An 11,875-nucleotide genomic window follows, 5' to 3' on the forward strand; every position below is an offset into this window, starting at 1 on the left:
CGCGTTCGCGCACGGATTGCCGGCATGTCGGTTGAACAGCTTCACGGCACGCCTGTCGAAGCTGGGCCATGCCGTTTCGTTTGCCGCCGTCGGAGCCACCATGAATCTCGCCCCCGCCAGTCTCGTCCTCGTCGCCGCCGCGTTGCTGGCCGGCTGCGGCAGCCAGCGCAGCCAGGAGGGCCCGCAGCTCACCCCGGCCGAGGTGCGCGCCCAGGTGGCGCGGCTGATTCCCAGCAGCGTGGTGGACCGCCAGGGCTGGGCCACGGATATCCAGGTGGCCTTCACCGCCCAGGAGCTGGCCACGGTGAAGAGCAACTTCTGCGCGGTGCTGGCGGTGACCGAGCAGGAGTCGACCTACCAGGCCGACCCGGCGGTGCCGGGCCTGGCGAAGATCGCCCGCCAGGAGATCGACCGCCGTGCCGCGCGCCTGCACCTGCCGGGCTTCCTGGTGGATTCGGCGCTGGACATCCGCTCGCCCACCGGCAAGACCTACGCCGAGCGCCTCGCAGCCGTGCGCACCGAGCGCCAGCTGAGCGTGATCTTCGATGACTTCATCGGCATGGTGCCCCTCGGCCGCCAGCTGTTCGGCACCTTCAACCCGGTGCACACCGGCGGCCCCATGCAGGTCAGCATCGCCTTCGCCCAGGAGCACGCCGAGCACTACCCGTACCCGACCACCGGCAGCGTGCGCGACGAGGTGTTCACCCGTCGTGGCGGCCTGTACTTCGGCATCGCCCACCTGCTCGGCTACGAGGCGGACTACCCCGAGCCGCTGTACCGCTTCGCCGACTTCAACGCCGGCTGGTACGCCAGCCGCAACGCCGCCTTCCAGCAGGCGGTGAGCCTGGCCAGCGGCATGCCCCTGGCGCTGGATGGCGACCTGATCATCCACGGCAGCCGCGATGCCGGCTCCACCGAGAAGGCGGTGCGCACCCTGGGGCGGCGCCTGGACATGGGCGATGGCGCCATCCGCCGCGCCCTGGAGCAGGGCGACGGGCCGGATTTCGCCGAAACGGAGCTGTACGAGAAGGTCTTCGCCCTGGCCGAGAAGGGGGGCGGGCGCAAGCTGCCCCGCGCGGTGCTGCCGGGCATCACCCTGCAGAGTCCGAAGATCACCCGCAAGCTGACCACGGCGTGGTTCGCCAAGCGTGTCGACGAGCGCTACCAGCGCTGCATGGCACGTTGAATGGCAATGCCGGCCCGTCGTCAGCTCGGCTGAAAACTTCTTGAACCTCCCACCGGACGGATTTTCCCATGACCAAGGCGGGTGCTCAGGCACGCACCCGCCGGGTCACGAGAGGAGAATAACAATGCCCAGTGTCACCTCAGCACGCCCCGACCGCAGTGAGCTCGTCAGCGTCAGCGTCAGCGTCGGCGTCATCGGCCAGGCCCCGTCCACGGCCGATGATCCCGGCGAAGACTGGCGCAGCCGTGGCGAACACGCCTTCGCCGCCATGGCGCGCAGCGATTCGAGCCTGTTCATCGCCAAGCTGGAAGAGGCCGTGCTTGCGGAAAGCATCTGCGTACAGCTCTACGATTCGCTGCTGGACCGTGCCATGCACCACCACGGCAACCGCGCCGAGCTGGTGGCGACCTTCCGGCAGATCCGCGATGAAGAGCTGGCCCACGTCTGGACCTTGATCGAGGCCCTGGAAACCGTTGGCGTGCGGGCCCGCACCGCGCTGGCCGAGCACCCCCGCACCTGGGGCATCGCCGCCCAGCGCGTGGCCCAGGTGCTGGCGCAACCGGACAGCACCGTGCCGCAATGCCTGCACGCCATGCTCATCTACGAGCTGGGCGAGCAGGCCGCCTGGGAAACCCTGGTGACCCTGGTCGGCGCCATGGGTGACGACTCCTGGCTGCGTCGTTTCCAGGCCGTCCTGCAGGACGAGCAGCGCCACGCCAACACCATCAAGGCGCTGCTGTCCCGCGAACTGCCCGAGGCGTAGCACCCCGGCAGGGCCCGGCGCCGACCGCAGCGGGCCAGGTCATCCCGTCATCCCCGCGAACGCGGGGACCCACTGAACAGCAGCCCGGTGCTCCCCATCACTTGGCGAACAGCTGCCCCATGTCCTTGAACGCCTTGAACTCCAGGGCGTTGCCGCACGGGTCGAAGAGGAACAGGGTCGCCTGTTCGCCCACCTGTCCCTTGAAGCGCACGTAGGGTTCGATCACGAACCGCGTGCCCAGCCCGCGCAGGCGCTCGGCGAGGGCTTCCCATTCCGCCCAGGGCAACACCACGCCGAAATGCGGCACCGGCACGTCGTGGCCGTCCACCGCATTGGTGTGGGCGGCCTCCTGGCTGGAGGTCTTCGGGTGCTCGTGGATCACCAGTTGGTGGCCGAAGAAATCGAAGTCCACCCAGTGTTCGCTGGAGCGACCCTCGGCGAGGCCGAACACCTCGCCGTAGAAGTGCCGCGCGGCGGCCAGGTCATGGACGGGGATGGCCAGGTGGAAGGGGGAAAGACTCATGGGGCGCTGCCTCGTGGGGGTGTGCGCTCCATTCTAGAGATGGGATTGTCGATGGAAAGTCGGGATAATTTGTGCCGAGCACGAATAATTTCGATCAGAGGCCGACCATGCTGCGCGAACTCCGCACCTTCATCGCCGTCGCCCGCCACGGCACCTTCGCCGCCGCCGGGATGCACATCGGGTTGACCCAGTCGGCGGTCAGCGCGCAGATCCGCAACCTGGAGCAGGCCCTTGGCGTGCGCCTGTTCGATCGCACCGGGCGCCAGGCCATCCTCAATGCCGCCGGGCACCGCGCGCTGCCCATGGCGCGGGAGATGCTGGAGATCTTCGCGCGCATGGCCACCCCGGAGGCGGCCGAGCAGTTCAGCGGCGAGCTGCGCATAGGTGCCATCGCCACGGTGCAGACCGGCCTGCTGGCCGCCGCGCTGCTGCGCCTGCGCGAGGCCGCGCCCAAGGTCGAGCCCAAGCTGATCCCCGGTGTCTCGTTGAACCTGCTGAGCCAGGTGGACGCGGGTGAACTGGACCTGGCGATCCTCATCGAGCCGCCGTTCGACCTGCCCAAGGAGCTGCACGCCGAAGTCCTGCGCGAGGAGGATTTCGTGCTCATCGTGCCCCGCGAGCTGGAGGGCGACGACCCGCTGCGCATCCTCGCCAGCCAGCCGCTGGTGCGCTACGACCGCACCTCCTTCGGCGGGCGCCAGGTCACCCGCTTCCTCCGTCGGCAGCGGCTGGAGGTCCAGGTGGCACTGGAGCTCGACGAGCTCGATGCCATCGTGCGCATGGTCGAAGCGGGGCTCGGGGTCTCGCTGATCCCCGAGGCGGGCCTGTGGCTGGAGCGCGAGGCCGCCATCCGCGTCATCCGCCTGGGCGAGCTGACCTTCCAGCGGCGCATCATCCTGCTGACCCGTCATGGCCAGCGCAGCCAGCCCATCCTGCAGCTCTTCGCCCGCTGCCTGCAGGGCGCCTGAGCCCTTGCAGAATACGGCCTCAACAATTGGCCGGCCTTGCATCCTGCAAATGACAGCTTGATATCAGCTTTACGCAACCGTTTGATTAATAAGGATTTAACGGTCGGCCCGAGGCTGGCACGGCGGATGCACCTCCTGTTACGGCAATGAACCGGACAGGAGTGATTGCAATGCAGATCGCCATCAAAGAATTCTTCGACGCCTTCCCTGGCTACACCGTCTCCATCACGCCCCGTCCCGACGGCAAGCTGCTGCTGACCCTCGACAAGGACGACCACCCGACCCTGCGCAAGGCCATCGACAGTGACGCGGTGTTCTGCCAGAAGCGGGTGCGCGGCCTGATCCGCGAGCTGATCCGCGACATCAAGCTCGCTGCGGGCGAGGTGAGCTGGAAGGGCGAGGGCAACCAGTGGGTCCGTGGCGAGCTGCCGACCTTCACCGGCGGCCCGATCCAGGTCACCGCCGCCAAGACGCTGTTCGCCCGCCGCGCCCTGCGCCATGGCTCGGTCGGCCGCCAGGCCGTGGCGGGTTGAGTTTTCTCGCTGCACGCCTAGCCCCGGGGTGATGGGGCTGATCGCGCGCACCCCGCGCGCCGGGCTGATGGGCCCGGGCGCGTCTCAGCGGGTGGCGACGAAGAACAGGCGCGGGAAGGGCAGCAGCACGCAGCCATCGGCGTAGCTGGGATAGGCCGCCGCCACTGCGGCCTCGTAACGGGCCAGGTACTGGTCCTGCTCAGTGGCCGAAAGCGGCGCGAGGAAGGGACGCAGGCCGCTGCCCTTGAACCACTCGACGATAGCCTTCGGGCCGCCCGCCAGCGCATGGTGGTAGACGGTCCGCCAGACGTTCACCCGTGCGCCGGCTTCACGCAGGACGCCGAAATACCACGACGCCGGATGGCGGCTTTCCCGGGCGCGGTGCGCGTCCGCCAGGCGCTCGGCCCAGGGCCCTTGCGCCGCGATTTCGCGCATCAGCCGGTGCGCCGGCTCATCCAGGTTGTCGGGCATCTGTACCGCCAGGCTTCCGCCGGGGGCGAGCCGGGCCAGCAGCGCCGGCAGCAGGCTGGCATGGTCCGGAACCCATTGCAGTGACGCGTTGGCGAGGATCAGGTCGACCGGCTCGGCGCTGCTCCAGCGGGTGATGTCGCCCACCTGGAAGTCGACGTCCGGCAGGCGCTGGCGGGCGGCCTCGATCATGTCCTCCGAGCTGTCCAGGCCGGTGACCCGGGCATCGGGAAAACGCTCGAGGAGCAGTTGGGTGGAATTGCCCGGGCCGCAGCCCAGGTCGATCGCCCGCGCCACGGGGTGCTCGGGTACCTGCGCCAGCAGGTCATGGATGGGGCGATTGCGCTCGTCTTCGAACTTCCGGTACTGCGCGGCGGACCAGCTCATCGAAAGGCTCCGGGCTGCGGTGAGAGGGGCTCGATGATCCTCCAGCGCGGCCGATCCTTCCAGCCTGGATGGCGGCGAAGGGCTCCGCAGGCGAGCAGGTGTGCTCGATGCGAGGTAGGCGAGGGGCCGGGGCGGGTGCAATGCCTGCAGAACGCAGAAAAGTAAAAAGCCCGCCGAAGCGGGCTTTTTCCAGACCGTCCGACATCCTGTCGGCTGCCATCCTGGCGTTGGTCGATCTTCCCTGACCGGGCGCGTCCTGCGCTTCAGTCGTGTGTGTAGGATAGGTCTGTCAGATAAAGTCGGGCAGAGGAGATTTCATCCGCCTCTTGTAAGCCTTTTGCTATAGCGAAACGGTAAAGATCTGACAGACCGCCCAGGTCCGGAGGCCAAACGCTGCTTCAGCGCACCTTGCTGCCCAGGACCAGCCCCACGCCTCCCAGCACCGCAATGGACGAGATCGCCAGGGTGAGGGTCAGTGCTTCCCCGAGCAGCAGGATGCCCGCCGTCGCCGCGATGATCGGCACGCTGAGCTGGACCGTGGCGGCCTGGATCGCAGCCAGCCGGGCCACCGCCGCGTACCAGATGGCGTAGCCCAGGCCGGAGGCCACGGCGCCGGAGAGCAGGGCGAAGCCCGCGCCGGCGGGGTCGTAGTGCAGGTCGTGGAGAAAGGGAAGGGCGCAGGCCAGGGCGATCGGGATGCCCCGCACGAAGTTGCCGGTGGTGGCAGCCAGCGGATCGCCGGAGCCCTTGCCCAGCAGCGAATAGACCGCCCAGGCGAGCCCCGCCACCAGCATCAGCAGCGCACTGCCCAGGGGCGGCGCACTGGCGCCCGGCAACAGCAGCACCAGCAACCCGGCCATGGCCAGCAACAGGCCCGTCGCGCCCTGCAGCCCGAGCCGCTCACCGCGCAGGAAACCGTAGGACAGCATGCTCAACTGCACCGCGCCGAACAGCAGCAGGGCGCCGGTGCCGGTCTCCAGGTGGACATAGGCCAGGGAAAAGCCCGCCGCGTACACCACCAGCGCCAGCGCGCCTGGCCAACTGCCGGCCATGGGCTTGCCGGCGCTGCGCCACCTGAGCAGGAACCACAGCATCAGCGCGCCGCTGGCGATGCGCAGCACGGTGAAGCTGGCGGCATCGATGCCCGTGTGCTTCAGGGCCAGGCGGCAAAGCACCGAGTTGCCGGCGAAGGCGAGCATCGCCAGGCCGGTGAGCAGCAACGTGGAGCCTCGGGTGGTGGTCGGGTGGGCGGCAGGCACGGTCATGGCGGGTCCCGTAGCGTCGGGTGGTCGTTGTCGTGGCGCCATACAAGCGCGGCCGCGCGACGGCGGTCAATGCGACCAAGGTGCCGGTTATTCGCGAATGAATTCGCTCCCACGACCCGTCATATGCCTATCCGCAGGATGGGAAGAGCGAAGCGAACCCCATGCTGGGCCGGCAACCACCGTTGATGGGGTTCGCATCGCTGCAACCTGCGAGCATGGGCTGGGCGAATGGATTGGTTGTGTCTGCGTTAGCTGTTGTGAACTTGATGGGTGGCCTCAAGCCTGGTGCTTTCTGGGGCATTTATGGCTCCCTGTCACGCCCACCGCGTGGGTTTCGCTTCGCTCTACACCACCCTACGTAAGCGAGCGTGATGCGCACATCGCTGAAGATTCTGGCGAAGAGGTTGCAGCAGCCGCCAAACGCCCCTTCAGGAGGCCGAGCGCAATCGTCGTTTCAGGGGTTGAGCGACATGGATGTCGCGAAAGGCGTACCGGGCCATGGATGGCCCGGTACGCCGGGCCCCTGAAACGATGATGGAGCGAGGGGAGTCTGGCTTCAGCCAGACCCGTATGCAGGGGCGAGCGCTTTTGGTTCCTTTTAAGTGGTTCGGCATTCCGACGATTGTTAAAAGGGACTCGCCCGGCAAGGCGAAACAGAAACCATCAGCAAAACTCGGCAATCGGCTTGGCCAAAAACCTCCTGGCAACACTTAACGCAGACAGAGCCAATGAATTCGCCCCTGCACGGTGTCACGGCACCTGCCGCAGGTGCTCCGGCGGGATGGCGTAGGTGCCGACCACGTGGGCGACGGGGTCGTCCAGGCCTTCGGAATAGAGGGAGACCTCGCCCATGGCCAGGGTCTTGCCCAGCTTCATCAGCCGGCACTCGCCGATCACCCGGCGGGCGGCTTCCGGCCGGCGCAGGAAGTTGATGGTCAGGCTGGTGGTGACCGCCAGCGGCACGATGCCGATCTGCCCCAGCACGGCGACGTAGAGGGCGACGTCGGCCACGGCCATGAGCGTGGGGCCGGATACGGTGCCGCCGGGGCGCAGGTCGCTGTCGTCCACCTGCAGCGATACCGTGGCGGCCATCGGCCCGACGGACTCGATCACCACGCGGGTCTGCGGGAAGGCGTCCCTGATGAAACTCGCGATCGCGTCTTTGCTGGCCATGTCCGGGCCCCCTGGTCGTTGGATGTCAGCGCTTGTTCGCCTGCTCGGCGAGCATCTGGTCGAGCTTCGCCTCGGCCTTGTCCGCGTAGGCCTTGCAGCTGACCGGCTGGGGATGTGGCCTGGCGGCGTTGGCGTAGTCCCAGCCGCTGCCTTCGGCGTGGGGTGTGAGCAGCAGGTCGCAGGGCAGGGCGCGGACGGCGGCGAAGCTTGCGCGGAAGGCTTCCACGAGGTGCGGGTAGCGGGCGTTGTGGCGCAACTGGTAGCCCGGCGCGCTGAGGCTGTCGCTGTAGGCGATGCGCAGGGGCTCGCCGTCCCGGGTGTCGGTCCAGGTCCAGCTCATGCTGCCGGGCGTGTGCCCCGGGGTGAAGTGCACGGTGAAGGTGCTGCTGCCCAGGGTCACGGCCTCGCCGTCCTGCACCAGGCGGTCGGTCTGGATCGGTTCGAAGAGCATGCCGCTGCCGAAATGGATGTCGTCGGCGCCGCCACGTTGCAGCAGCACGGCGGATTCGGCGTTGCTCACCAGCATGGCGCCGGTGGCGCGCTTGATCGCCGCCAGCGGGCCGACGTGGTCGATGTGCGCATGGCTGTGCAGGATCAGGCGCACATCCTGCGGGGCCACGCCGAGCTTCTTCATGTTGGCCAGCAGGTGATCGGCCACCTGGGGCATGCCACCGTCGATGAGCACCGCGCCAGCGTCGGTCTTCACCAGCAGGGCGCTGATGCTGGCGGTGCCGATCTGCCATACGTGGTCGCTGATGCGCAGTGGCTCCACCGGCACCAGCCAGGCGTCGAGACCCTTGTAGGCCTCCAGCTGGGGCAGCTGGGCGGGGGCGGCGACCGCCAGGTTGGCGGCGAACAGGGGCAGCGCGAGGCTGGCGAGCAAACGCATCGGAACACTCCATCGATAACGGGGGCGGCATTCTGCCCGGCCGGTACGCCGGGCGCCATGGAGCCGCTCTGACCCTTTTTCGCGCCCGGGGTTCGGCGCGCTCATGCCGCGCCTTCCAGGGCGCGCCACATCAGGGTGTGCTCGGCGCCCCAGGCGTGGAAAGATTCCAGCGGCGTCCAGCCGCGCCGGGCGTAGTAGTCGGCGCGATCCTGGGTGTGCAGGTAGAGCCGCACATGGCCCTGGCTGCGTGCCTGCTCGCAGATGCCCTCGATCAGGCGCTCGGCGATGCCCTGCCCGCGCGCTTCGGGTGTGGTGAACACGCAGGCGAGCCAGGGGCCCAGGTCATCGCGGCCGGGCAGGTCGTCGGCGGCCAGGGCCGCGCCGCCGAGCAGGCGTTCGCCATCCAGCGCCACCAGGCACTGCCACTCGCCACTGAGCTGGCCTTCGGCGAACTCGCGCTGCCAGTCCTCCAGGGGCTGGTCGGCGAACTCGTAGGCGAACTGCCGGTAGAGCCAGAGGGCGTAGGTGTCGCTGTGCTGCGGGTGGTTGCGCAGCCAGTCCAGGCGGTACATGGGGTCGTCCTTGCGGGGTGGGGAGCGCACATGGAACAGCAGTGCGGCGCCCCGCACAAGCGCCGCTTCAGCGCTGCCCCTCTGCCGCGCGGCTGCGGCGCACGTCGGCGATCCCGGACCAGAGCTCGTCGAGGTTCTTGAACGGCCAGTCGGCGGAGGATTCCCGCGCGACGATCTTGTCGCGCCCGGCGAGCTTCGCCAGGTCGATCACCTCCACCGGGATGGCGGCTTTAAGGCGCACGGAATAGAAGACCTTGACCCGCGGCATGGTCAGCGACTTCGGGTGCTGCTCCAGCACGACGCCGAGGCGCCCGCTGTCCAGGCGCACCAGGGAACCGGTTGGATAGATGCCGATGGATTTGACGAACGCCTGGAACACCGCCTCGTCGAAGTGCGACTGGCTCCATTCGGCCATGCGGCGGATGGATTCGGCGGGGTCCCAGCCGCGCTTGTAGGGGCGGTCGGAGGTGATGGCGTCGTACACGTCGCAGACGGCGCCCATCTTCGCCAGCAGGCTGATCTGATCGCTCTGCAGGCGATGCGGGTAGCCGGTTCCGTCGACCTTCTCGTGATGGTGCAGGCAGACATCCAGCACCAGGGCGCTGACCTGGCCGCTCTGCAGGAGTATCTGCGTACCCGCCTCGGGGTGGCTGCGTACCTGCTCGAATTCGCTGTCGGTGAGCTTGCCGGGCTTGTTCAGTACGTCCATGGGCACGGCCATCTTGCCGATGTCGTGCAGCAGCCCGGCCATGCCTGCCTCGCGCACCTGGGCTTCCGCCAGGCCGAGCTGGCGGGCGAGGGCGATCATCAGCGCGCAGACCGCCACCGAATGCATGTAGGTGTATTCGTCGGCCGACTTCAGGCGGGCCAGGCTGATCAGCGCATTGGGACAGCGCAGCACCGAGTTGGCGATTTCCTCCACCAGCCCCTGGGCGTTCTCGACGTCGATGGCCTTGCCCATGCGCGCATCGCCGAACATCGACACCACCGCTTCCTTCGAGCGCGCGCAAAGCTCGGCGGCACGCGCCACCTCGTCCTCCAGGCTGGTGGGGCGCAGGGGCGGCTTGTGCTCGGCGGCGGCCAGGCGCTCGTCGATCTCGGCCTCGACTTCCTCGACGGTGCGGCTGGGCAGATGCTCGGCCACGTCCGCGCCCTTGCTGGTGTCGATCCACACCTCGGCGATCTCGCTGTTGCGGATGCGTTGCAGGTCCTTGTCGGTCTTGACCACGAACTTGGCGCGGAAGAAGGGATGGTCCATCCATGAGCCGCAGAATTCCTGGACGTACATGCCGAGCTGCAGGTCGGCGGTAGCGATTCGCTTCAGCACCATTGGACATCCTATGGGGTGGCTGGGGCCGCATGCGCCTGGCACGGCTCGATCCTCACCGGTCACGTGCGGGCCGGTGAACGGGCGCGTGGGATGGGGATCACCTCAGGTTGCATGGCGGTACGCACTCACTATAGGCAAGCCTGTGAAGATCGGTGGCCGATCGCTCGGTTGGAGCCCCGGCCCGGCGAGGGCGTTGGCGGCTGGGCTGTTCTATTCTTTGCCGGGGCCGGGAAGCCATGCCGTGGAAGCGTCCCGGGGGCTAGGACGAGAGGAGCCGATGAGGATTCAGATAGTCGATGACGATCCCTGGATCGCCAATCTGCTTCAGCAACTGGTGCTGAGTGTCCGTCCGGGGGCGGAAATCGAGTGTTTCGCAGCGGTTCGTGCGGCCGTCGATGCCTGGCGATCGAACCGCTACCAACTGGTCATCGTCGATTGGAACCTGCCGGATGGCACCGGCCTGGATGTGATGCAGAAGATCCGCCGCATCGACAGGACCGTGCCGCTGCTGGTGGTCACTGGCCGTGCCGACCGGGAAAGCGTGATGGCCGCTCGCCCCATGGGCATCAGCGCCTATATCACCAAGCCCTTCGATGTACCCAAGGTCATCGCCTGCCTGGAGAGCCTGCTGCCCGGCGATGCCCGGGCAGTGGAGCCCGAGGCGCAGCAGGGCAACTTCGAGGAGCACCTGCGCGGCCTGACCGCCGAGCAGCTGGACGTGCCGCTGCTGGCCGACGTGAAGGACAAGCTGCAACAGGCCAGCCGGGGCGTGCCGATGGATTTCCAGGAGCTGGCCGCCGACTGGAACCGCGACCCGGCGCTGTGCGCCTACCTGATCGCCGCTGCCAACAGCGCCACCTACGGTAGCGGCCAGGCGCCCTGCATCAGCCTGCCCGAGGCGCTCAAGCGCATGGGCGCCCGCACGTGCATGAACCACGCCATCGCCCTGGCCCTGCGCCAGGCCGGCAGCACCACTGACCCGTTCCTGAAGCTGTTCCTGCAGAACTACCTGGACGAGATCGAGCAGCTTTCCGAAACCGTGGTGCGCACCGCCCGCCAGTGCGGCCTCGACCACGGTCCGCTGCAGGCGGCGGCGCTGCTCTACCGGCTGGGCGAGATGTGCGTGATCTTCCAGGCCCAGCAGTGGATGCGACAGAGCCGCCAGGCCCTCGACGACAACACCCTGACCAAGGCCCTCGCCGACTTCGCCGAGCCGTTCGCCATCCGCCTCAAGGCGCACTGGGGCCTGCCCATGGCCCTGCGCGACCTGATCGGCGCCTGCTATGCGCTGCCGCAGTTCCAGGTGCGCCAGGAGCAGGTGGTCATGCGCCTGGCCGCGGCCCAGTGCGTCGGGGAGTCGGCGGCGGAGATCGAACGCCTCAAGCGCCTGGCCGGCGTGGGCTAGGGCAGCCACAGGGTCCGGAGTGCGCGGCGGCTGCATGCTCCGACGCCTGATTGCGCCCCTTTCACTGGGCCCCCGCATTCGCGAGGGTGACGGGTTTGCACAGCGCTCATCCCCCACCCGTCATCCCCGCGAACGCGGGGAGCCACTTAAAGAACAGCCCAAATCCACCGGCTGCGGGCTTAACGGAAACCTGTGCATCCGCGAAGGATTCGTTTTCGTGCTTCCCGTTGCGGCCCTTTCACTGGGCCCCTGCGTTCACGAGGGTGACGGGGTTTTCACGGCGCTCATCCCCCATTCGTCATCCCCGCGAACGCGGGGACCCACTAAAACTGCAGGTCGCCAAGGGGCGTAGTGCGCTGCTCCTGGCGCCCGCCGACCAGCAGAGACCCTTGTCAGTCCAGTTGAACCTGAGC

At 68.0% G+C, this 11,875-nt stretch carries 12 protein-coding genes; 5 read left to right on the plus strand and 7 right to left on the minus strand.

Annotated elements, in window-relative coordinates:
• The first annotated feature begins 100 nt into the window (after positions 1-100).
• The gene (locus WFQ67_RS24960) at positions 101-1,186 is read left to right on the plus strand and encodes a DUF1615 domain-containing protein (protein WP_337058492.1); all 1,086 of its coding nucleotides are present in this window, start codon (positions 101-103) and stop codon (positions 1,184-1,186) included.
• Between the two features lie 124 nt (positions 1,187-1,310).
• A complete protein-coding gene (locus WFQ67_RS24965; protein WP_337058493.1) occupies positions 1,311-1,949 on the plus strand; it encodes a ferritin-like domain-containing protein in 639 nt (212 codons plus the stop codon).
• 97 nt (positions 1,950-2,046) lie between these two features.
• Here WFQ67_RS24965 and WFQ67_RS24970 read toward each other — a convergent pair whose 3' ends face one another.
• Positions 2,047-2,472, minus strand: coding sequence for a VOC family protein (locus WFQ67_RS24970; RefSeq protein ID WP_213629402.1), 426 nt, complete (start codon positions 2,470-2,472; stop codon positions 2,047-2,049).
• 107 nt (positions 2,473-2,579) lie between these two features.
• On the opposite strand from WFQ67_RS24970, the gene WFQ67_RS24975 reads away from it, so the two are divergent.
• Both WFQ67_RS24975 and WFQ67_RS24980 read left to right on the plus strand, forming a co-directional pair.
• On the plus strand, positions 2,580-3,440 hold the full coding sequence (locus WFQ67_RS24975) for a LysR family transcriptional regulator (protein ID WP_213629404.1): 861 nt from the start codon (positions 2,580-2,582) through the stop codon (positions 3,438-3,440).
• A 170-nt stretch (positions 3,441-3,610) separates the two neighbouring features.
• Positions 3,611-3,973, plus strand: a complete 363-nt coding sequence (locus WFQ67_RS24980; protein ID WP_111263190.1) for a DUF3509 domain-containing protein — start codon at positions 3,611-3,613, stop codon at positions 3,971-3,973.
• An 84-nt stretch (positions 3,974-4,057) separates the two neighbouring features.
• On the opposite strand, the gene tam is transcribed toward WFQ67_RS24980, so the two are convergent.
• The 6 genes from tam to WFQ67_RS25010 form a co-directional block, all read right to left on the minus strand.
• Entirely contained in the window at positions 4,058-4,828 is a 771-nt protein-coding gene (gene tam, locus WFQ67_RS24985) for a trans-aconitate 2-methyltransferase (protein ID WP_213629406.1), read from the minus strand.
• Between the two features lie 398 nt (positions 4,829-5,226).
• Complete coding sequence (locus tag WFQ67_RS24990; RefSeq protein ID WP_337058494.1) at positions 5,227-6,093, minus strand: DMT family transporter; 867 nt, start codon at positions 6,091-6,093, stop codon at positions 5,227-5,229.
• A gap of 750 nt (positions 6,094-6,843) precedes the next feature.
• A complete protein-coding gene (locus WFQ67_RS24995) occupies positions 6,844-7,266 on the minus strand; it encodes a PaaI family thioesterase (RefSeq protein ID WP_213629410.1) in 423 nt (140 codons plus the stop codon).
• Positions 7,267-7,291: 25 nt separating this feature from the next.
• Positions 7,292-8,155: a PAM family subclass B3 metallo-beta-lactamase gene (gene blaPAM / locus WFQ67_RS25000; protein WP_337058495.1), complete on the minus strand. Its 864-nt coding sequence runs from the start codon at positions 8,153-8,155 to the stop codon at positions 7,292-7,294.
• A gap of 101 nt (positions 8,156-8,256) precedes the next feature.
• Positions 8,257-8,727 (minus strand): GNAT family N-acetyltransferase, encoded by a 471-nt coding sequence (locus WFQ67_RS25005; protein ID WP_337058496.1) that lies wholly within the window; start codon positions 8,725-8,727, stop codon positions 8,257-8,259.
• A 67-nt stretch (positions 8,728-8,794) separates the two neighbouring features.
• Positions 8,795-10,054 (minus strand): HD-GYP domain-containing protein, encoded by a 1,260-nt coding sequence (locus tag WFQ67_RS25010; protein WP_337058563.1) that lies wholly within the window; start codon positions 10,052-10,054, stop codon positions 8,795-8,797.
• A 280-nt stretch (positions 10,055-10,334) separates the two neighbouring features.
• Between WFQ67_RS25010 and WFQ67_RS25015 the strand changes: the two genes are divergently transcribed.
• Positions 10,335-11,462 (plus strand): response regulator, encoded by a 1,128-nt coding sequence (locus WFQ67_RS25015; protein WP_337058497.1) that lies wholly within the window; start codon positions 10,335-10,337, stop codon positions 11,460-11,462.
• Positions 11,463-11,875: the final 413 nt, after the last annotated feature.

Source organism: Pseudomonas sp. USHLN015 (assembly GCF_037153275.1).
In the GTDB taxonomy this organism is placed as follows: domain Bacteria; phylum Pseudomonadota; class Gammaproteobacteria; order Pseudomonadales; family Pseudomonadaceae; genus Metapseudomonas; species Metapseudomonas tohonis.